Origin of the sequence: Dyella japonica A8 (assembly GCF_000725385.1) — a bacterium.
Taxonomy (GTDB): Bacteria; Pseudomonadota; Gammaproteobacteria; order Xanthomonadales; family Rhodanobacteraceae; genus Dyella; species Dyella japonica_C.
Genome location: NZ_CP008884.1, coordinates 1,164,705 through 1,186,418 on the forward strand (window position 1 = coordinate 1,164,705; position 21,714 = coordinate 1,186,418).

At 65.8% G+C, this 21,714-nt stretch carries 12 protein-coding genes; 5 read left to right on the forward strand and 7 right to left on the reverse strand.

Features of this window, described 5'->3' with window-relative positions:
- Positions 1–17: 17 nt before the first annotated feature.
- Positions 18–563 (reverse strand): DUF4865 family protein, encoded by a 546-nt coding sequence (locus HY57_RS04835; protein WP_019463965.1) that lies wholly within the window; start codon positions 561–563, stop codon positions 18–20.
- A gap of 106 nt (positions 564–669) precedes the next feature.
- Between HY57_RS04835 and HY57_RS04840 the strand changes: the two genes are divergently transcribed.
- The 3 genes from HY57_RS04840 (at position 670) to HY57_RS04850 (ending at position 4,786) form a co-directional block, all read left to right on the forward strand.
- Positions 670–1,560 carry a LysR substrate-binding domain-containing protein gene (locus tag HY57_RS04840; protein ID WP_026033705.1) on the forward strand — a complete coding sequence of 297 codons (891 nt, stop codon included), beginning with the start codon at positions 670–672 and terminating at the stop codon, positions 1,558–1,560.
- Positions 1,561–1,651: 91 nt separating this feature from the next.
- Positions 1,652–3,499, forward strand: coding sequence for a monovalent cation:proton antiporter-2 (CPA2) family protein (locus tag HY57_RS04845; RefSeq protein WP_019463967.1), 1,848 nt, complete (start codon positions 1,652–1,654; stop codon positions 3,497–3,499).
- Positions 3,500–3,694: 195 nt separating this feature from the next.
- Positions 3,695–4,786, forward strand: coding sequence for a glycosyltransferase family 9 protein (locus HY57_RS04850; RefSeq protein ID WP_019463968.1), 1,092 nt, complete (start codon positions 3,695–3,697; stop codon positions 4,784–4,786).
- Here the strand turns inward: HY57_RS04850 and HY57_RS04855 are convergent.
- Both HY57_RS04855 and HY57_RS04860 read right to left on the reverse strand, forming a co-directional pair.
- Complete coding sequence (locus tag HY57_RS04855; protein WP_019463969.1) at positions 4,783–8,250, reverse strand: ankyrin repeat domain-containing protein; 3,468 nt, start codon at positions 8,248–8,250, stop codon at positions 4,783–4,785. The genes HY57_RS04850 and HY57_RS04855 overlap by 4 nt on opposite strands.
- Positions 8,251–8,334: 84 nt before the next feature.
- A complete protein-coding gene (locus HY57_RS04860) occupies positions 8,335–8,631 on the reverse strand; it encodes a YcgL domain-containing protein (protein ID WP_019463970.1) in 297 nt (98 codons plus the stop codon).
- A 345-nt stretch (positions 8,632–8,976) separates the two neighbouring features.
- On the opposite strand from HY57_RS04860, the gene HY57_RS04865 reads away from it, so the two are divergent.
- Positions 8,977–10,416, forward strand: coding sequence for an OmpP1/FadL family transporter (locus HY57_RS04865; RefSeq protein ID WP_019463971.1), 1,440 nt, complete (start codon positions 8,977–8,979; stop codon positions 10,414–10,416).
- A 203-nt stretch (positions 10,417–10,619) separates the two neighbouring features.
- On the opposite strand, the gene HY57_RS04870 is transcribed toward HY57_RS04865, so the two are convergent.
- Positions 10,620–10,898, reverse strand: a complete 279-nt coding sequence (locus HY57_RS04870; protein ID WP_026033706.1) for an aldehyde dehydrogenase family protein — start codon at positions 10,896–10,898, stop codon at positions 10,620–10,622.
- 403 nt (positions 10,899–11,301) lie between these two features.
- Here HY57_RS04870 and HY57_RS04875 point away from each other — a divergent pair, with 403 nt between their 5' ends.
- On the forward strand, positions 11,302–16,218 hold the full coding sequence (locus HY57_RS04875) for an ESPR-type extended signal peptide-containing protein (protein WP_038579390.1): 4,917 nt from the start codon (positions 11,302–11,304) through the stop codon (positions 16,216–16,218).
- Positions 16,219–16,428: 210 nt separating this feature from the next.
- Here the strand turns inward: HY57_RS04875 and HY57_RS04880 are convergent, their stop codons facing one another.
- Genes HY57_RS04880 through HY57_RS04890 form a run of 3 tightly spaced genes read right to left on the reverse strand, consistent with a single transcriptional unit; the run spans position 16,429 to position 21,540 of the window.
- The gene (locus HY57_RS04880; RefSeq protein WP_038579393.1) at positions 16,429–17,841 is read right to left on the reverse strand and encodes a coniferyl aldehyde dehydrogenase; all 1,413 of its coding nucleotides are present in this window, start codon (positions 17,839–17,841) and stop codon (positions 16,429–16,431) included.
- Between the two features lie 15 nt (positions 17,842–17,856).
- The gene (locus tag HY57_RS04885) at positions 17,857–20,337 is read right to left on the reverse strand and encodes a TonB-dependent receptor (protein ID WP_019463554.1); all 2,481 of its coding nucleotides are present in this window, start codon (positions 20,335–20,337) and stop codon (positions 17,857–17,859) included.
- A 60-nt stretch (positions 20,338–20,397) separates the two neighbouring features.
- Entirely contained in the window at positions 20,398–21,540 is a 1,143-nt protein-coding gene (locus tag HY57_RS04890) for an SO2930 family diheme c-type cytochrome (protein ID WP_019463553.1), read from the reverse strand.
- Between the last annotated feature and the right edge of the window lie 174 nt (positions 21,541–21,714).

Consider the following 21,714-nt stretch of genomic DNA (forward strand, 5'->3'; position numbering starts at 1 on the left):
GGGTTCTCCAGCGGGGATCAGGGTTGGGAAACGTGGCCGACCGCATAGTGCTGGCCGGGCAGTGGGGTGGCGGGTATTTCGTTCCACAGGCGGAAGTTCACGCGCGTCCAGGTGGTTGGCTCAAAGGCGCTGATGGCGGCGAGCGCGCCGCGCTCGACATCGCGTTGCAATTGGGCGTGCTGCTCCTGGCGTAGCGCATCGAGTGGAGCGTAGGGCGGGATGGGCTGGATCTCGCGTGTGGCAAAGCGGGCGTGACGGGCTTGCGGCGAGAGATACGCATCCCACACCGGCCATATCCGGATGGAGGGCCAGCCGAACGCCTCGACGAGGCGGGCGAAGCCCTCGCTGCCAAGAAAACGCTGCATCGCGGCGCTGTCGCGCCATACATAGAACGGTGCATAGAGGTTTTCGGCCGATGCCGTGCCACGTTCCGCGTGCAGGTAGCTCTTCAGCAGCAGTCCGTCGAAGTGGTCGAGCATGGGGCCCTTCTCGGCGATGCGCTGGCGGATGATCGCCATGTCGTAGTCCGCAGGCAGGGTGAAGCCGTATTGCATGGCGATCATGCGTGCATCTCCTCGGTGCTTGACGGGGACTAGGCTACGGCGGACAGTATCATCCTGAAAATTGGAAAATAATGGACAAACAGTCCATTAAAACAGGATGGTTGCCATGCGGCGGATCACCTTTGACCTCGATGTGCTGCGCACCTTTGTTGCCGGCGTGGAGCTGGGCAGCTTCGCCAGGGCCGCGGAGCGCCTGAGCCGCTCGACCTCGGCCGTGAGCGCGCAGCTCAAGAAGCTGGAAGAACAGGCGGGCGTGCCGGTGTTGCGCAAATCCGGACGCGGCATGGTGCTGACCGAAGCAGGTGAAACCATGCTCGCCTACGCCCGCCGGCTGCTGGAGCTCAACGACGAGGCAGCGGCCGCGCTGCACGGTGCCGAGCTGGAAGGTTGGGTGCGACTGGGCCTGCAGGAAGATTTCGGCGAAAGTCTGCTTACCGACGTGCTGGGGCGTTTCGCCCGTGCGCATCCGCGCGTGAAGGTGGAAGTGCGCATCGCCCGCAACGTGGAATTGCTCGACCGCATTGCTTCGGGCCGCCTCGACCTGGCACTGGCCTGGGAGGCCGGCGGGGCTACCGCGCATGCCGAGCGCGTGGGCACCGTGCCGTTGCGCTGGATCGGCGGCGCCGGTGCCACGCCCGCGTGGCCGCGCGACGACGGCGAGCCGCTGCCGCTGGTCATGCTGGAGGCGCCGTGCATCATGCGCGCCGCGGCCACCGCGGCGCTGGACCGCGCGAACATCCCCTGGCGCATTGCCTTTACCAGCGCCAGCCTGGCGGGAACATGGGCCGCCGTGGCGGCCGGCCTTGGCGTGTCGTTGCGCACGCCTCATGGTCTGCCGGCCAGCGTGCGCGCGCTGTTGCCACACGAGACGACGCTGCCCGCCCTGGGCGAACTGGGTTTGTGCCTGCATCGCGCGGATGCCGAACCCTCGCCGGCCGTGGAGCGGCTCGCCACCATCCTGACCCAGCAGTGGCGAGGGCTGCCGTCGGCTGCGTGATTCGCGACGAAGATCACCGACTCACCCGATAGTGATCGGCTTATGGCGCGGCGGCGTGGAATAATGCGGATCCCCCGAATGGAGTGTGCGAGTGGATAGCCACCATTTCCTGGAGACGGCGCTGGTTTTCCTGGTGGCGACGGTCATCGCGGTACCGCTGACCAAGCGTTTCCGGTTGGGCTCGGTATTGGGCTACCTGGTGGCGGGCGTGGTGATCGGTCCGCAGGAACTGGGCCTGGTCTCCGATACCTCGGGCGTGGCGACCATTTCCGAATTCGGCGTGGTGCTGATGCTGTTCGTGATCGGCCTTGAGCTGTCGCCGCAACGCCTGTGGGTGATGCGGCGACAGGTGTTTGGCACGGGCCTGTTGCAGGTGATGGCGACCAGCCTGGTGATCGGCGCGGCGGCCTACTTCCTGTTCGGCTTCACGGTGAACGCGGCGGCGATCGTCGGCGGCAGCCTGGCCTTGTCGTCGACGGCGTTTGGCCTGCAGATCCTTGCCGAGCGTAAGGAAGCCGGCACGGCGTATGGCCGGCAGGCGTTCGCCATTCTGCTGTTCCAGGATCTTGCCGCCATTCCCCTGATCGCCGCCGTGCCCTTGCTGGCGAGTGCGTCGACCACGCATGGCTTCGACCCTTACGCGGTGCTGCGCACCGTGGCCGCCATCGTGGCGGTGATGGTCGGCGGCCGCTACCTGTTGCGTCCGGTGTTCCGTTTCGTGGCCAAGGCGGACAACGTGGAAGTGTCCACGGCGACCGCACTGCTGGTGGTGCTGGGCACCGCGTGGCTGATGGAAGTGGTCGGCGTGTCCGCCACGCTGGGCGCCTTCCTTGCCGGCGTGCTGCTGGCGGATTCGGAATACCGGCACGAACTGGAATCGCACCTCGAGCCGTTCAAGGGCCTGCTGCTCGGCCTGTTCTTCATCAGCGTCGGCATGTCGATGGACATCATGCTGCTGGTCCACGAGCCCGGGAAAGTGCTCTTGCTGGTGCTGGCCCTGTTGCTGGCCAAGGGCGCGCTGCTGTGGCCGCTGGGGCGCATCGTGGGCGGCCTCAACGGACGCGATGCCTTGCGTCTTGCCGTGCTGCTTGCCTGCGGTGGCGAATTCGCCTTCGTGGTGCTCAAGCTCGCCGGCGACCAGAACCTGATCAGCGACCGGCAGCATGGCCTGCACGTACTGGCCATCACCTTGTCGATGGCACTCACCCCGCTGATGGTGGCGGGCCTGGGCCGCGTGCTGCAGAAATCCGAGACCAAGAAGGAGAAGCGCGAGTTCGACACCATCGTGACGGACTCGCCGCGCGTGATCATCGCCGGCTACGGACGCATGGGCCAGATCGTGGCGCGTATGCTGCGGGCACAGGGCATTCCGTTCGTGGCGCTCGACCATTCGGTGGAGCAGATCGATCTCGTCCAGCGCTTCGGCAAATGGAGCGAGCTCTTCTACGGCGATCCGGCGCGGCCGGAACTGCTGCGCGCCGCGCAGGCCGACCGTGCCGAGGTGTTCGTGCTGGCGGTGGATGATCCGGAAGCGAGCCTGCGCACCGCGCGCGTGGTACGTCGCCTGTATCCCGACCTCAGGATCATCGCGCGTGCACGCAACCGCCAGCACGTGTGGCGCCTGATGGACCTGGGCGTGGAAATGCCGGTGCGCGAAACGTTGTATTCCAGCCTCAAGATGACGCGGCAGACGCTGGAAGCTCTGGGCATCTCGGCGGAAAAGGCCGCCGACCAGGTCGAGCGCTTCCGCCGTCAGGACGCCGAACTGCTCAAGCGCCAGTACCTGGTCTATGACGATGACGCGCGCATTGTGCAGACCACGCGCGAAGCACTGGCCGACCTGGATCAGTTGTACCAGGCTGACGCTTCGCCCGAGGCAAAGCGCGAACGCGAAGAGCCCACGGACGCCAAGCCCAACGACGAAGACGTGACGCGCTGATCGCCACCGCAGCGCATGCGCACATACACACACGATTTCCTGCGCAGCGTGCCGGACGCGCATGCGTGGCAACTTGCGGTGAATTCGTAACTCATTTCGCCGTGAATCAGGAAAGATGGCGCCGCCTGAGGGTCGTGCCGCCGGGGGGCGGACCACCTGACGGATCGGGCTTGCCCGATGTCGGTCTGATCTTGCATGAGCCAGCGCGAGCAGCACCATCCGGTTGTCATCCGCTTCGGGCGACTGGGTGACACCATCTTGTTGCAACCTCTGTTGCGCAAGCTAAGGCACCGCTACGGCGGCGCCTGCCGGCTCGTCTCGCTGGGTGAATGCTCGCGGGTGTTGTACGAAGGCAGTGAAGACGTGGCGGAAGTACGCCATTTCGACAGCCAGTACGGCGCGCTCTGGTTCAATCCGCAGCGCCTGCGCACGGCCTTCTCGTTGCGCGAATTGCGCGAATCGCCGTTCTATATCTGCGAGCCGGATGTGCGCACGCGCACCAAGGTGCGGCCCATGCTGGCGCTTGCCGGCATTCCGGCCAGGCACTGCGTCTTCATCGAAGACACGCCGCTGCACCAGGACGAGCACTGGGTGGACTGGCTGATGCGCTTTGCCGATGAGACGCCGGCCGCATTCCGCGATGCATGGCGCTGTGGTGACGACCTGCCGCGCGCCCCCCAGCTGGAACCCACGCCGGTGGAACTGGGGGACGCACAGCAATGGCTGGCGCGACGGAGCCTGCAGGGATACCCGCTGGTGCTGCTGCAGCCGGCGAACAAGCGCACCATGCGCTGGAACGGTATACGCAAGCGCGAAGACGACGACAAGTCGTGGCCGGTGGAGCGTTGGGCCGCGCTGTGCAAGGCCATCATCACCGAGATGCCCGATGCGCGCGTGGTGTTGTGCGGCTCGGCCGCCGAGGCGGCTTACCTGGCCACCATCGGCGAGGCCGCGCGACACGAACACGTCATCGTTCCACACGGTGGCTTGCCGCTGGGTCACCTGCGCGCGCTGCTGCATGTCGCGCACAGCATGGTGTCCGTCGACACGGGGCCGGCGCATCTGGCGGCGGCCGTGGGTTGCCCACTGGTGGTGTTGTTCGGCAACCGCTGGCCGTCGACGTGGAAGCCACGCAGCGCGAGTGGCAGCGCCGTGCACGCCATCGGCGGCCTGCCGGACGTGCCACGCGTGGATCACATCGGCCTCGATGACGTGGTGCAGGCGTGGCGCCAGTTGCCGCCACGTCCGCTGCGGGCCGCGCGCCGCCTCGTGCAGGAGGCGCTTTAATCCGCCGGTTGGGCCGGTTGCCGCAACATCTGCCGTACGCTGGGGATGCTTCCCGTGCTGCGCGCGGCCAGTTCGTGAGCGATGTCGATGTAGCCGATCGCGCGCGCCACGTCCGCGGCGGTGCGCCCGAAGGCATCTTCGGCCTGGCGATCGGCGCCGCGCGCCAGCAGCACGCGTGCGGGCGCGAGGAGTGCATGCATCGCGCACGCGTGCAGCGCGGTGACGCCGCGCTGGTCGGCGTGTTCAAGCACGGCGCCGGCGTCCAGCAACACCGGCACCAGGGCGCCGATGTGGGTGGGGTCGCATTCGCTTCCCGGGCGCAGGTGAGCGCCGAGCAACAGCAGTAGCGGCGTCTTGCCTTCCTTGTCGGCGAGGCTGACGTCCGCACTGCGCTTCAGCAGGGCATCGAACAGGCGTCGCGCGCGCAGGCTGTCGTTGTGAGCGAAGCCGTATTGTGCGGCGGCATGCAGCGCGCCGTGGCCGCGCGCGTCCACGGCATTCACATCGGCACCGCCATCGAGCAACTGCTCGGCGATTTCGGGATAACCCATCGCTCCGGCGATCATCAAGGCCGTTGCCTCGCCCGGCAGGCGCTGGTCGACGGCGGCGCCGTTCTGCAGCAGCAGCGCGACCAGCGCGTCGCGGCGCGCGCTTACCGCAGCGGCCAGCGGGGTCATGCCGTTGGTGGCCGCCAGTGCGGCATCGGCGCCCTTGTCCAACAGCAGCGCGGCGACCTCGCGTTGTCCCGCGCCACAGGCATGCAGCAGGGCGGTGGCGCCCTGGCGATCCTGCGCGTCGACGGCGAAGCCCAGCTCCAGCATGCGTTCTACCGCCGCGAGCGCGCCGGCCTTGGCGGCCGCGGGCAGGTCGTCGGCGCGCAGCGGGCGTGTGGGCCGCGCCCAGTCGCCCCAGTTCATCCAGCGCTCGATGGCCTCGTGCTCCAGCGAAAGGCCGAGCGGCGTCTCGCCGTTGGCATCGATGGCTTCCGGATCGGCGCCATGCGCCACCAGCGAACGCACCAGGGGCAACGCGCGTTCGCCGTGTTCCAGTGCCGCGAACAGGGGCGTGCGGCCGCTGACGTCGCGCGTGTTCGGATCGCAGCCGCGCGCCAGCAGCGCCTGCAGCAGCGACGCGTGGCCGTAGGTGGCGGCCAGGTGCACCGGCGTGCGCTCGCGTGTGTCGGCGCCGAACGGATCCGCGCCGCGCTCCAGCATCACCAGCGGCAGCGCCGCACCCTGTGCACTGTCTTCCAGCCGCAGCAGCGCCTGCGCCAGCAGGCCCGCGCCGGCCGGGGTGGCGCCGGCATGCAGCAGATCTTCGACGGCCTCGGTGGCGGCGGGCAGTTGTTGCAGCAGGGCATCGAACAGGCGACGGCCCAGCGGCGGCAGCGAGGGTTCCACGCCTTCCAGCGTCTCCGCGTCATCGACCAGTTGCGGCTGCAGGCGGGCTTCCGGGTCCAGTGCGTGATCGAGCAGCCAGCGGCGTGCGGCGCTCAGGCCGGGGCCGGCCAGGTCCAGATAGAGCTGTGCCAGCTGCGATTGCGGCCACTCGCGCACGCGCTGCGTAAAGGTGGACACCACGGCCCAGTGGCCGAAGCGCAGCCCGTCGAGCAGGTGGGCGGGCGTGTCCGCGCCTTCGGGCAGCGCATCCATGCTGAGGCTGGCGGGCAGCGGGGTTTCCGGATCGAGCAGGGCGACCAAGTCCCAGCGGCCGGCGGAGGCCGCGTAGTCGAGCGCGCTGCGGCCATTGGTGCCGGGGGTTTTGGGTTCGGCGCCCAGGGTGAGCAGGGCGCGCACGACTTCGGCATGGGCCTTCGGCGACTGGCAGGCGAGGGTGAGCGCATCGCGCCCGTGGCTGTCCCGCGCGCGGGCGTCCGGCTGCGCTTCGGCCAGCAACTTCACGATGCCCACCGCACCGGCGCGCGCGGCTTCCATCAGTGCCGTGCTGCCATGGCGGTCCGCGAGGTTCACGTCGGCGCCGGCTGCGCGCAACGCGCGGGCGATCTGCTCGTGTCCTTCGGACGCGGCGGCCATCAGCGCGCTGCGATGGCGCGCGTCCACGGCGTTTACGGCGGCGCGATGCTTGAGCAGCAGCTTCACGCCTTCGACGTCGTCGTCCGGTACGCCGGCGGCGGCGACCAGGGCGGGTTCGCCATCGGCGGGCGTCGGCTTGGCGCTGCGTTCGAGCAGGAACTTCGCTACCGGCCAGTTGGCGGCGCGGCAGGCGACGGCGAGCGGGCTCAGCCCGGCCCGGTTGAGTGCGTTGATGGCCGCACCGGCGTCGAGCAGCATCGCCGCGACGATCGGTTCGCCACTGAGCACCGCGCCATGCAGCGGCGTGTTGCCCTCCGCATCGCTGGCGAGCGCGCTGGCGCCGTTGGCCAGCAAGGTCATCACGGCGTCGGCGCGACCGTGCCAGCTGTCGCGGGTAGCGGCCAGCAGCGGCGTAAAGCCGCCCGTGGCGCGATTCACGTCCGCGCCCTTGACGATCAGCGCACGCAGCAGCCGGGTATCGGGCAGCAGGGCTGCGAGCATCAGCACCGGGCGCTGGTCACGGTCGCCCTGCGGCGGGGCGGTGTTCGGATCGGCGCCGGCTTCCACCAGCGCGAGTGCGCGCTCGATGTCGCTGTCGCGCGTAGCGGCCAGCAGCGCCTGTGCCTGTTCCGGCGTGCCGGCGGTGCGCTCCTGCTCGCTCAGCTGCGGTGCGGGCCTGGGCACCGGTGCAGGAGCCGGGGCTTCCACCACGCCGGTGGCGGGCTGGCGCAGCGGACGGCGCCCTTCGCACAGCAATGCACGCAGGGTGCGGTTGGCGATGATCAGGCAGCCCAACGGCATCAGCACCACGCCATAGAGCACCAGCGCGGCAGTGCGAAGCTCCGAAGGCAGCACGCCGTAGAGGCCGGTCAGTGCAATGGCGATGAAAGCCAGCGCCAGCAGCGACAGCGCGGCCGGCAAAAAGTGGGTGAAGAAGCGTTCTTCGCGCGACAGGTGGCGCCCAAACGCCAGGCTGCGTGCGGTGGCGGTGAAGATCCACGAGCCATCGCTTTGCGCGGGGTAGGCGTCATCCCATACATAGACCAGACCGAATGCCGGCCACACACGCCACAGCGCACCCAGCGCGACCACCAGCGCGCCCGCCAGCATCAACGCTTCGCCCAGGCTGGGCGAGTGGTTGAGCTTGAGCATGGGCCACGCGATCAGCAGGAACACCAGCACCACATAGGCGGTGAACATCACCAGGTAGGCCGCGCCACGACGCAGCACGGTGCGGCCAAAGCGCGGCTCCGGGTCGAAGCCGATCGCGTGGCACACCGCCGCCATGGTCAGCGCATTGCCGACCAGCAGCGGGATGAGCGCCAGCGGATGGGCGCCGAAGGCGGCGATGGCGGTAGCGACCAGACCGGGAATGAACCAGGCGAGGGCTTGCAGAAACGGGGGCGGGCGACGCGTTTTTGAGTAGGCCATGGGCGCGGAGTATAGGAATCGTGGCAACGCCAGACGGTAATCCCGTGTTAACAGGCGTCCAGGGGCGGGCGCGAGGCGATAGCCTCAGTGATCGCGTTGCGAATCGTGCGGCGCGCTTTTGTAGGCAGGGTGGTTGGCCGTGGCCAGCGTCTCGTTCGGCGGCAACTGCAGGTGCCAGCCATGTTCCTCGATGTGCTGGAGCACCTGCGCGGCATCTTCGTGGGGCAGCTTGCGCTCGCCGGTCAGTTCGACCTCGAGCACGAAGCGCAGGTCACCGAGCAGGAGGGCGAGCGACTCCGGGATGCGTTCGAAGTCGTCGCGACGGCCGAGCCACAGGTACGTATCGGGCTTGCGCTGGCTGGCATAGACGAAACAGTGCATGGCGGCACCTTCTGTAGTGATGAGGAAGGGCGCACCCGCGGGCGCGGTCTGTAAGGTTACCAGTCCCGTCCGGCCACGTCCCCCTTTATCACTGTTGCATCTTGTTTCCACCATACGTTTGCGTTTGCGAGATGGGGACGCACGGCAACTTCGTTAATCGCCGACGAACGGTGGACATGAGTCGGCAATTCACAGGGAACTTTGCTGCAACCGCACTTGCAAGGCCTGCGGTGAGCCGGCACAGTGCCGGCGAGGGGTGTCAAACGCGCGTATGAAAAAAGGGCGATGACGTCAAGCCCCCGCTATTACCCGAAGCCAGACCAACGATAAGCAGGAGCATTGCTGATGCAGATGTCATTCCGTCAACTGTCCCGTGCGGGCCGTCCGCTCACGCTCGCTGCGCTGAGCCTGGCCATCATCGGGTCGCTTGCTGCACCGCAGCGCGCCCATGCCAGCGCCTTCCAGCTGCATGAAGACAGCGCCGCCGCCATGGGTCGCGCCTACGCCGGTTCCACCACGGCAGGTGGCGACGTGTCCGTCGTGGCCAACAACCCGGCCGCGATGAGCGACCTCAAGGGCACCTATTTCCAGGCGGACGTTACCGCCATCAACTTCGGCACCACCTTCAGCGGCTCGGCCCACGATGCGCTGGGTCGTCCGATCAGCGGCAATGGCGGCGGCGACGCCGGCACCACCATGCCGGTCCCGGCGCTGTTCTTCGCCACCCAGCTGGGTGACAAGTGGCACGTCGGCGGCGCCTTCACCGTGCCGTTCGGCTTCCAGACCGAGTACAACAACAACTGGGTCGGCCGTTACAACGCCCTCAAGTCCAAGTTCACCTCGCTCGACGGCACCCTGTCGGTGTCCTATGACGTCAACGACAACTTCGCGATCGGCGTGAGCGGCATCGCGCAGAAGACCTCTGCCGAGCTGACCTCCGCCATCAACTACAACATGGTCGGCCTGGGCCTGGTGAACCAGGCGGTGGCCGCCGGTGCCATCCCGCCGGCCGTGGGCCAGCAGCTTGGCCAGCAGGTCAATGTGGTGGTGCCGCCGGGTTCGGACGGCGTGGCCCGCATCAAGGGTGACGACTGGGCCTACGGCTGGCAGGTCGGCATGCTGTGGCGCGCCACCGCGAACGACAAGTTCGCGCTCGACTACCGCTCGAAGATCTCGCACCGCATCGAAGGCACGGCCAACTTCACCGTGCCGGCCAACGTGCAGGCGCTGCTGAGCAACCCGACCGTGGCGGCCCTGCTGGCCGGTGCGGGCGGCGTGCCGTTCACCCACACCGACGGCACCGCGCCGTTCACCACGCCGGCGGTTGCCACCGCCAGCTACTGGCACCAGGAAGAGAAGTTCGGCCTGGGCGCCGACGTGGCCTGGACCAAGTGGGATTCGTTCAAGAACCTCACCGTGTACTACGCCAACCCGGCCCAGCCGACGACCACTGAAGTCTTCGACTGGAAGAACAGCTGGTACATCTCGGTGGGCGGCGAGTACTACGCCAACGACAAGCTGACCCTGCGCGCCGGTATCGCCCTCGACACCACGCCGACCTCCACGGCCACGCGCGACCCGCGCGTGCCCGATGGTACCCGCCAGCTGGTTTCCTTCGGTGCTGGCTACAAGGTCACCGAGAAGTTCGTGCTCAATGCCTCGTATGCGCACATCTTCGTGAACAAGGCGCGCATGAATGCCGTCAGCTCCACCGGCGACGTGCTCACCGGCACCTCGGACGACTACGGCAACCTGCTCAGCCTGTCGGCCCAGTACAAGTTCTGACCGCGGTACACCGCGTAACGAACCGAAGCAAAAAAACCTCCCCGCGCAAGGCGGGAGGTTTTTTTTATGGGAAATGGTGAGGGAAGCGTGAGCAGTGTTCTTCTGTAGGAGCGCACTTGTGCGCGACAGCCCGATGCTGCCCTAACGACACGGCGCCGTGGTCGCGCACAAGTGCGCTCCTACAGTGGAGGGCAGGGCTGATCTCAGCCCAACCGCATCAACAACTTCAGCATCTTCCAGAAGCGCTTCCCGTAGGGCGGGTTCAGCATGCCGGCGCCATTGAGTCGCGCCTGACGGAACACCGGCTTCATGTGCGAGAACGTCTGGAAGCCCGCCTCGCCGTGATAGCCGCCGATGCCCGAGGGGCCCACGCCACCGAACGGCAAGTTGAGTCGGGCGATGTGATGCAGCGTGTCGTTCACGGTGACGCCGCAGGCCCGTGTGCGGGCGAGCACATGGGCGATGGTCGCGCGGCTTTTCAACGTTCGAGATTGCTGTCAATCGATCAGGCGCCGTAACGCGAGAATACCGTCGTCCCAATGAGCGATATCCGATCTCTATGGCCTCTGCACAGATCTGAGTCATCTCGTTGCACGCGGCATGATCGTCTTGAGACTTTTCCGGAAAGCCACCCATTGAGAGCTCTCTCATATGTTGCGTATCGGGCGATTTCTAACATCTGTATCGCACACCGCTACGACGAGTAGCAGCCGATCGCTTCATCGCAAAGCTGGCAATGTCGATTTGCAGAGTTCGTTGCCAAGCAATGCACCCACCGCGACATCACGATGTCGTCTGTGAGTAAAGGCCCTATCCAGGGGCCGTGATGTCCTCGATCGGCATGCATTTCTCCCTCCCTATGCATCGCTCATTGAGGCTCGCGTTATGAACAAGGTCTATCGCATCGTTTGGAATCAGTCCACTGGCACCTGGGTAGTTGCCTCGGAATTGGCTAACTCGCGCAAGAAGGGCAAGGCAGGCAAGGCGAAGGTTGTGGCTTCTGGCCTGGCGTCGCTGTCGGCCTTGATGCTGGGTATGGGGTTCTCCAGCAGCAGTTTCGCGGCGGCGGCTCAGGTCACCACGCTTGGTACCAGCACTTCTGTCGATTCCAACACTGCCGACTACTACCAGTACCTGTATCGCAGCTCGGCCTATGCCAATCCGAAGGTGTGGGATGGCAAGGGAGCCCTGGGTGGGTACACCTTGATCGGTGCTTATGCGTCGGGCAAAACCAACAAGACCGACGACGCGATCTTCAAGCTCGACGGCTACAACGGTAATGGTCGTGGCGGCGGCGTCGCCGTGGGTGACAACGCGGCGGTGGTGGGTGAAACGGCAGTGGCGATTGGCGCCAACTCCCAGGCCTTGCACAACTTCTCCGTGGCCGTGGGTGGCAATGCGACGGCCAATGGCCTTGGTGCCGTTGCAACCGGCCGTGAGGCGTTGGCCAGTGGCAATTACAGTATCGCCAGCGGCTTTGTTTCCACGGCAACCGGCACAGGCGCCATCGGCATCGGTCAGTCAGCGACGGCGGGTGGCCTGCGCGCCATCGCCATCGGTACTTCGAACCAGCTGTCTTCTGCGGGCGATACGGCTGCCGATGGTACCTATATCGCGTCGGCGGCCAATGCGGCCGGTAGCGACGCGGTGAGCATTGGCACCAGCGCTTCCAGCGCTGCCGCCAGCAGCGTTGCCATGGGCCTGCAGGCTTCCACGTCGGCGACCGGCACCAATGGCGTCGCCATCGGTACGACGGCAACCGTCTCTGGCGCTAACGGCATTGCCATCGGCAATGGTGCAACGGCCACCGGCACGTCCTCGCTCAGCGTGGGTACGGGTAACAAGGTATCGGGCAACGGTTCGGGTGCGTTCGGTGACCCGAACATCATCGCCGGCAACAACAGCTATGCCGTGGGCGACAACAACACCATCCCCGGTAACAGCAGCTTTGCGTTCGGTAATACCAACACTGTCAACGGCAACAGCAGCACGGTCATCGGCAGTGATGGTTCCATTGCTTCAGGCCTGACTGATGTCTTTGCACTTGGCAACAACATCACCAGTACCGCATCCAACTCGGTGGTGCTTGGTTCTAATTCGGCCACTACGCGTGCCAACACGGTTTCGGTGGGTTCTGCCACGGCACAGCGTCAGATTGTCAACATGGCCGCGGGTGTGGCGGCGACCGATGCGGTAAACGTCTCGCAGCTCATGCCGGTGGTGAGTTCGCTGGGTGGCGGTGCATCGTTCAATGGCACTACTGGTCAGGTGACTGGCCCGAGCTACACGCTCAACAACGCCAACGCGATCACGGGCGCCAGCGGTGCGGTTAGTGATGTGGGCAGTGCGCTTGGTCGTGTCGACAGCGCCCTCGGCAACGTCAACGCCGTGGCCAACAAGGGCTGGAACGTGCAGGCCAACGGTGGCACGGCTACGCAGATTGCCCCGGGCGGTGCGGTGAACTTCGTCAACGGTAGCAACACTACGGCCAGCTTCAATGCCGCCACCAACCAGGTAAAGGTGGATGTGGTCAGTAACCCGACCTTTGCCGGCGCGGTAACCGCCAATGGCGGCCTGACCGTGGGCGCGGGTCAGTCCGTGAATATGGGCAACAACAAGGTCACCAATGTGGCGGCTGGCGTGGCCAATACCGACGCGGTGAACATGTCGCAGCTGAAGGCGACCAACGCCAATGTCGCGGTTAACGCGGCGGACATCGCTCGCGTGGAAGGCAAGGCCGACCAGTCGGGCGCTGACGTGGCGGCTCACCTGGGTGGCGGCGCGGCCTATGACAGCACGACCGGCACGATCAGCGCGCCGAGCTACGCGGTGCAGGGTGGCAACTACAACAACGTGGGCGACGCCCTGGGCTCGCTGGACACGGCAGTGACCAGCAACACCAGCTCCATCACCGACATCACCAACCAGATCAACAGCGGCACGGTGGGTCTGGTGCAGCAGTCTGCAGCCGGTGCCGACCTGACGGTGGGCAAGGACACGGACGGTGCGGCGGTGGACTTTGCCGACAAGGACGGCAACACCCGCACGCTGAAGAACGTGACGGCAGGTGTGAACGATACCGACGCGGTGAACATGTCGCAGCTCAACGCGACCAATGCCAACGTGTCGACCAACGCGACAAACATCGCGCAGAACACGAGCGACATCGTTCGCGTGGAAGGCAAGGCCGATCAGTCGGGCGCCGACGTGGCGGCTCACCTGGGTGGCGGTGCGGTCTATGACAGCACGACCGGCGCGATCAGCGCGCCGAGCTACGCGGTGCAGGGTGGCAACTACAACAACGTGGGCGACGCCCTGGGCTCGCTGGACACGGCAGTGACCAACAACACCACGGCGATCGCGGGCAACACGCAGTCGATCACCGACATCACCAACCAGATCAACAGCGGTACGGTGGGCCTGGTGCAGCAGTCCAAGGCCGGTGCCGACCTGACGGTGGGCAAGGACACGGACGGCGTGGCGGTGGACTTTGCCGACAAGGACGGCAACGCTCGCACGCTGAAGAGCGTGAAGGCGGGCGTGGCCGACACCGATGCAGTGAACATGTCGCAGCTGAACGTGACCAACGCCAACGTGTCGACCAACGCGACGAACATCGCGCAGAACACCAGCGACATCGTTCGCGTGGAGGGCAAGGCTGACCAGTCGGTCGCCGACGTGGCGGCTCACCTGGGTGGCGGTGCAACCTATGACAGCACGACCGGCACGATCGGCGCGCCGAGCTACGCGGTGCAGGGTGGCAACTACAACAACGTGGGCGACGCCCTTGGCTCGCTGGACACGGCGGTGACCAACAACACCAGCTCCATCACCGACATCACCAACCAGATCAACAGCGGCACGGTGGGTCTGGTGCAGCAGTCCAAGGCCGGTGCCGACCTGACGGTGGGCAAGGGCACGGACGGTGCGGCGGTGGACTTTGCCGACAAGGGCGGCAACACCCGCACGCTGAAGAACGTGACGGCAGGTGTGAACGATACCGATGCGGTGAACATGTCGCAGCTGAACGCGACCAACGCCAACGTGACAGCCAACACGACCAACATTACCGCCAACAGCACCCATGTTGGCAACCTTGGCACCGCGGCGGCGGCGGCGCTGGGCGGCAGCACGACGTTCGATCCGACCACTGGCTCGCTGTCGGGTACCAGCTTCGGTCTGACCCACGCCAACGCGATCAACGGCACCACAGGTGCTGCCACGACCGTGACGGATGGTTTCAGCAAGGTCGACGACGCGCTGGGTAGCCTGAATACGTCGGTCACCAACAACACCAACTCGATCACCGACATCACCAACCAGATCAACAGCGGTACGGTGGGCCTGGTGCAGCAGTCCGCGGCCGGTGCTGACCTGACGGTGGGCAAGGGCACGGACGGTGCGGCGGTGGATTTTGCCGACAAGGCCGGGTCGACCCGCACGCTGAAGAACGTGACGGCGGGCGTGAACGATACCGATGCGGTGAACATGTCGCAGTTGAACGCGACCAATGCCAACGTGTCGACCAACGCCGCGAACATCACCCGCGTGGAAGCGAAGTCCGATCAGGCCATGACGTCCATGGCGGCCTACCTTGGTGGCGGCGCGGCCTATAACAGCGCGACCGGCGTGATGAATGGGCCGAGCTATACCGTCCAGGGCGCTACCTATAACAATGTGGGTTCGGCTCTGGGCTCGCTGGATACGGCGGTCACCAACAACACCAACTCCATCACCAATATCACCAACCAAATCAACAACGGTACGGTGGGCCTGGTGCAGCAGGACGCGACCACGCGCAACATTACCGTGGCGAAGGATGCTGATGGCACAGTGGTTGACGTGAGCGGCACGGCAGGTACGCGCAAGATCACCGGCGCATCGGCAGGCGATCTGAGCGCCACCAGCACCGACGTGGTGAACGGCAGCCAGTTGTATGCCACCAACCAGGCGGTGGGCCAGCTGGACAATCGCGTCACCAATATCGAAAACACGGTCAACACCTACACCGGTGATATCACCAACGTGACCAACACGGTGAACAAGGTCGTCAATGGCCAGGACGGTGTGTTCCAGGTCAGCCAGGAAAGCGGCGTGACCAAGCCGGTGGCGTCCGGCACGCAGGCCACGGCAGGCGGTAATGGTGCGGTTGCCTCGGGCAACAGCAGCACGGCCTTGGGTAACAACGCCCAAGCTACGGGTGACAACAGCGTGGCCATTGGCGCAAGTTCGGTGGCTTCCCGTGCGAACTCGGTATCGGTGGGTTCCGCCGGTGGCGAACGTCAGATCACCAACGTTGCTGCCGGTACGGAAGCCACCGACGCGGTCAACCTGGGCCAACTGCGCGCTTCCCAGGCGGGTACGGTCCGCTATGACCTCAATGCCGATGGCAGCGTCAATGGGTCGAGCCTCACCATGAACCAAGGTGGCGATCCGACCGTCATCCACAACGTGGGTGCAGGCACGGCAACCACCGATGCCGTGAATGTGGGGCAGCTCAATAGCAGCGTCAATCAGGTCGGGAACTGGGCGAAGAGCTACACCGACCAGCAGATCAAGAACGAGAGCAGGCAGGCATCGGCTGGCACCGCTTCTGCCATGGCTATGGCGACTCTTCCGCAGGCCTACCAGCCGAACCAGAGTTCTGGAGGCGTTGCCTTCGGTACGTATCGCGGCCAGAGCAGTATGGCCGTGGGCATGTCGACGATCACGGAGAGTGGCCGCTATATCTTGAAGGTCAGCGGTAGCGTCAATACCAAGGGTGACGCAGGCATGGCGGTTGGTGCCGGCATGGTCTGGTAAGTCGTGTAGCTAGTGATCTTCCGCTGCGGCAGAGCGCAGCGGGAGAGATCCGAACAGGCCTCCCCGCGCAAGCGGGGAGGCTTTTTTATGAGATCTGATCGTGGCGAAGCTTCTCTGTGGGAGCGCACCCTGTGCGCGACAGATCCACGGTGTGGTAACGACGCGACGCTGCCGTCGCGCACAAGGTTCGCTCCTACAAGGGCAGGGCTCTCAGCCCAACCGCATCAACAACTTCAACATCTTCCAGAAGCGCTTGCCGTAGGGTGGATTGAGCATGCCGGTGCCATTGAGTCGCGCCTGGCGGAACACCGGCTTCATGTGCGAGAACGTCTGGAAGCCCGCCTCGCCGTGATAGCCGCCGATGCCCGAGGGGCCCACGCCGCCGAACGGCAGGTTGTGCTGGGCGATGTGATACAGCGTGTCGTTCACTGTGACGCCGCCCGCGTGCGTGCGGGCGAGCACGTGGTCGATGGTCGCGCGGCTTTCCTCGAACAGGTACAGCGCCAGCGGTTGCGGATGCGTAGCGATGTACTCGATGGCGCCGTCCAGCGAGTCATAAGGCATCACCGGCAGCAGTGGGCCGAAGATCTCTTCCTGCATCACCTGCATCGTGTCGCCGACCTGGGTGAGCATCACCGGTGCGAGCAGGCGCTTGGCGGGTAGATCCTGCGCATCGCTCATCGGTTCGGGACGTGCGCCGGCTGCCACGGCATCGTCGCGAAGCTTGAGCAGGCGATCGTAGTGGCGGTCCGAGACGATCGAGGCGTACTGCTGCTGTGCGCGCAGGTTGGGATACAGCCTGGCCGCCATGTCGCGTGCGGTCGCGACGAACTCGTCCATGCGTGCGCGTGGCACCAGCACATAGTCCGGTGCGATGCAGGTCTGGCCGGCGTTGACCAGCTTGCCGAACACGATGCGTTCCACGGCATGCTCGAAGCGGGCACCGGGGCCGATGATGGCGGGCGATTTGCCACCCAGTTCCAGCGTCACCGGCGTGAGGTTCGCCGCCGCCGCGCGCATCACGTGGTAGCCCACGGCGGTGGAGCCGGTGAACAGCAGGTGGTCGAACGGCAGCGCCGAGAACGCCTGCGCAACGTCCGCGTCGCCCGTGACCACCACCACTTCATCCGAGGAAAAATAGCGGGCGACCTGTTCGGCGAACAGCGCAGAGAAGCGCGGCGTGTACTCGCTCATCTTGAGCATGACGCGGTTGCCGGCGGTGAGCGCGTCGATCAACGGGCCCACCGAGAGGAAGATTGGGTAATTCCACGGCACGATGATGCCCACCACGCCGCGTGGCTGCGGCAGCAGCGTAGTGCGGGCCGGCAGGAACACCAGGTTGGCGAGCCTGCCGCGCGGCCGCATCCAGCCACGACCGCGCTTGAGCGAGTGCCGGAGGTTGGAAAGACTGGGGTACAGCTCCAGCAGTTCCGTTTCCTCTTTCGGCCGATGGCCGAAGTCGGCGTCGATGGCCGCGGCGAAGGCGTCCCGCTGCTCGTTGAGCATCCGTTCCAGTGTGCGCAGCCGCGTGGCGCGTACGTTCCACGGCGGCATCGGGTCGCGGGCCTGCGCTTCGCGCAGGCGAAGCAGGATGGCATGCAATGACGGAGCGGGCTCTTTCATGGTCAGGTTTCCCGGTCAGAACTTCGCACGCAGCTCGATACCCCACATGCGGGGCGGCGAGATCGTGGCGAAAGGCGTGCCGAACACGGAGGTGGTGATATTGTTCACGCCTGTGACGTAACGCTTGTTGAAGAGGTTGGTGCCGTACAGCGCCACGCCCCAACGGTCGCCCGGCGCATGCCAGTCGATGCGGCCATCGGTGCGCTGCTGGCTGGTGCCGATCTTGAAGTTCGGGCTCACGTTGCACGAGCCCTGGAACTGTGAATCGGCATTGCAGCGCGTCGGTCCGCGATAGGCCTGCGACAGGTCAAACTCCAGGTCGCCGTTGGCGACGCCACGCCAAGTGTAGGACAGCGACGCCGCGCCGGAGAAGTAAGGCGCGCCGGTGGCCTGGCCGCTCAGGTCGGTGCCGTCGGGCGCGGTGGCCTTGCGGTACTTGGCATCGATATAGGCGCCCATGAAGTTGACGCGGAAATCGCTGATCGGCTGCCACTGCGCTTCCAGCTCCAGGCCCTTGGCCTCCTGGTTGCTGCTGTTGACGACGTAGATGGGCAGGCCGGTGGCCGGGCTGTTCGGGTCCAGCGCCAGCGACTGCATGTTGTCGTAGCGGTAGTAGTACACCGAGCCGTTGAGCAGCAGGTTCTGGTCGGGGAACAGGCTCTTGATGCCGCCCTCGTAGTTGGTGACCTTTTCCGGCTGGAAGGTGGAGCCGACCTGCACGCTGTTGTAGCCGCCCGCCTTGTAGCCACGGGTGACGGAGAAATAGCCCATCACGTCCGGCGTGAACTTGTAGCTGGCGACGACGCGCGGGCTCCAGTTGTTCCAAGTGTTGCTGGCGTAGACCGGCGTGCCCACGGCACTGGTGAAGATCACGTTCTGGCCGAATGCGGCCAGCGCGGCCTGCGCCTGGGGCGGCAGCATCTGCACGATGCCCAGGCCTTCCAGGCCCGCGATGGTCGCGTCAAAGGCCGGCGCGCTGCGCGGCATGTTGTACCAGCTGAATTCCTTCTCGTCGCGGGTGTAGCGCAGGCCGGTGGTGACGTCGAAACGGTCGCTGATGTGCCAGATAACGTCGCCGAACGCGGCGTAGGCCTTGAAGTTGCCGTCGTTGCTGATGGCCTCCTTCCACGGGTCGCCCAGCAGCGTGAACGGCAGGCCGAACGAGGCCAGCGCATTGCTGATGTCGGTGAGCGGCGTGCCTACGCCCAGTGCGTTCTGCGCGAGCGTGTCCAGGCTGTTGGTGTTGACGTCGGTCTGGCTGGTCTGGCGCGCCTGTTCCCGGTAGTAGCTCACGCCCGCGACCCAGTCCATCCGGTCGTTGTTGCCCGACAGCTTGAACTCTTGGTACCAGCTGTTGTTGTGCTCGATGTTGGCGGTATCGAGGTAGGTGACGACGTGGTTGGTGCCGTCGTAGTCGCCCAGGTTGTAGGTGTCGAAGCCGCGCCATGCCGTGGTCGAGACGAAATCGCCCCAGCCAAAGGAATGGTCGATCTGCAGCGTGCCGCCGTCGAAGCGCCGCGACTCGCGCGCACCGATGGCGTCATTGTAGAGCGGTGCGCGCAGCGGGTTGAGATAGGTGCTCGGATCGGGCGGAAAGGGCGCGCGCTGGTTGGTGTCGTTCGACAGAGGAATCAGGCCGATGGCCGGCGCGGGCGGCTGGTCGAGCTTCTCGTGGTCCCACGACAGCAGCACACGCGTGTTGTCGGTGACGTTCCAGCGGAACACGGCGCGCGTGCCCCACTCGTTGTCTTCGCCGTAGCGCTTGCCGGTAGCGGCGTCCCTGATCCAGCCGTCGCTCTGGTTGTCCAGCACGCTCAGGCGCAGCGCCATGTCCTTGTTGATCGGGATGTTCAGCAGCCCGTCGGCGTACTTGCGGCCGTCGTTGCCGAAGCGCACGCGCGCCTTGCCTTCGAACTTGTCGGTGGGCTCGTTGGTAACGATGGAGATGGCGCCGGCGGCGGCATTGCGGCCGAACAACGTGCCCTGCGGTCCCTTCAGCACCTCGATGCGCGCAATGTCGTTGAAGGCAAGCAGCGAGCCGCCCGAGCGTGCTGCGTACACGCCATTGACGTAGATGCCCACCGCCGATTCGGTGCCCACGCCAAAGTTGCTGGTGGCGATGCCGCGCAATTCATAGGTGGGCTGCGTGGGCTGGCTGGCGTCGATCACCAGGCCGGGCACGAAGATATCCATCTTGCTGAGGTCCGTCGCGGCCAGCGTGTCGATCTGCTTGGCCGTGACGATCTGCAGCGGAATCGGCACCGACTGCACTTCCTGCGTGCGGCTCTGCGCCGTCACGGTGACGTTGCCGAGCAGCTTGGCCTTCTCGGGATCGGCAGTGGTGCTGCCGCTCTGCGCGCTGTTGCTGCCTTGCTGCGGCGCGGGTGCTGCATCGTCGCTGGCCCAGCTGTCGGCGGGCAGTGCACCAAGCACCAGACTGCCGCCGATCAACAGGCGATGCAGGCAGGCGGACAACGGACGCGGGCGGATCTTCATCAGCAGGTTCTCCCCTCGATATGAAAAGGCCGCGGCCCGAAGGCCGCGGCGCTACTCCTTTCAGTGGATGGCGACGCAGCCCCCCGACTGCGACGCAATCCATGCCTTGATCAGTGCCACGCCTTCGCGGTGCACCGTGCTTCGGCCCAGTTCCGGCATCATCGTGCCCGGGTCGGCCGAGTTCATCCGGAACGGCAGGATGGAATCGTCAGGCTGGCCCGGCACGATGTCGAACAAATGGTCACCCGTGCCGCGCCCCGCGGCGACCGGTGGCTTGCAGATGCCCAGATGACGGTCTTCGGGCACGCTCACGTCCAAGGTCAGCCCGGTGGTGTTGGCCGCGCCTTTGGGGTTGTGGCAGTGCCCGCAGTTGATGTCGAGATAGGCGCGTGCGCGGGCATCGAGCGACGCATGCTCGTCTGCCCAGTTGGCGTTGCGCGGTGCGTCGGCCGGGGCCGGTGCGCCGCTGAGATAGCCCACCTTCACCAGGTGCGCGAGTTCGTTCTCGTCGCCTGCCGCGTAGTGGTAGTCGCGATTGAGATGACGCGCCTTGGGTCCGATCGGATGGATCTTGCGGCTCACCCAGTCCTGCGCGTGGCAACTGGAGCACTGGCTTTCGTCGGGTACCACGTAGTTGAAGTCTTCCCGCGCGGCCTTGTCGTCCACCAGCGTCAGCGGGATCACCGCGCCGGTGCGCGCCAGCATGGCGTCGCTCTGGTCATCCTTCCACACATAGGGAATGGCCGCCCAACCCGATTCGCGATGCACCAGGATGCGCGTTTCGACCAGATGCACCTGTGAGAGATCCAGCCCCTCGCCGGCAAAGTCCTTCGACGTGTCAAAGGTACGCGCCACGTCGCTGAACTTGCCGTCCGCCGTGCGCGGGTAATAGAAGGTCTTGCTGATCACGGTGCCGACCGGGAAGTCGAAGGTATCGGTCGGGTCGTACTTGGCCGACACGCCCTTGGGCATCCAGATCGTGCGCAGCTTGTGCGCGTAGTCGGTGAACAGTGGCGTGTTGAGGTCGTACGGCACCACGCCCTGGTTGAGCACCAGCTTGCCATCGCGCACTTCCACCACATGCCAGTCGCTGAGCTTCGGCGGGCGGCCGTCTGCCTGGAACGCCACGGGATCGAGGTCGCGGTGGCAGGCGGTCAGCAGGAGCAGCGATAGCAGGAAAAACAACTTCGTCGACAACGTCATACTGCGATCTGTCCAATGGTTTGGGTGAAGAGGCGCCTGCAGGTCGAGGTAGCGAAGAACCCTCCCTCACCGTCATCCCGGCGCAGGCCGGGATCCAGCGTCTTTCGATGTGCGTCACGGCGGAAAGTCACTGGATCCCGGCCTGCGCCGGGATGACGGTGAGGACGCACGAAG

Coding starts and splice junctions, on each gene's coding strand:
- HY57_RS04860 (WP_019463970.1), bottom strand. CDS start 8,631: ATGCACTGTTTCGTCTATGCCAGCCAGCGCAAGCCCGATACGTACCTG.
- HY57_RS04850 (WP_019463968.1), top strand. CDS start 3,695: ATGAGCCAGCGCGAGCAGCACCATCCGGTTGTCATCCGCTTCGGGCGA.
- HY57_RS04875 (WP_038579390.1), top strand. CDS start 11,302: ATGAACAAGGTCTATCGCATCGTTTGGAATCAGTCCACTGGCACCTGG.
- HY57_RS04890 (WP_019463553.1), bottom strand. CDS start 21,540: ATGACGTTGTCGACGAAGTTGTTTTTCCTGCTATCGCTGCTCCTGCTG.
- HY57_RS04855 (WP_019463969.1), bottom strand. CDS start 8,250: ATGGCCTACTCAAAAACGCGTCGCCCGCCCCCGTTTCTGCAAGCCCTC.
- HY57_RS04885 (WP_019463554.1), bottom strand. CDS start 20,337: ATGAAGATCCGCCCGCGTCCGTTGTCCGCCTGCCTGCATCGCCTGTTG.
- HY57_RS04835 (WP_019463965.1), bottom strand. CDS start 563: ATGATCGCCATGCAATACGGCTTCACCCTGCCTGCGGACTACGACATG.
- HY57_RS04880 (WP_038579393.1), bottom strand. CDS start 17,841: ATGAAAGAGCCCGCTCCGTCATTGCATGCCATCCTGCTTCGCCTGCGC.
- HY57_RS04840 (WP_026033705.1), top strand. CDS start 670: ATGCGGCGGATCACCTTTGACCTCGATGTGCTGCGCACCTTTGTTGCC.
- HY57_RS04865 (WP_019463971.1), top strand. CDS start 8,977: ATGCAGATGTCATTCCGTCAACTGTCCCGTGCGGGCCGTCCGCTCACG.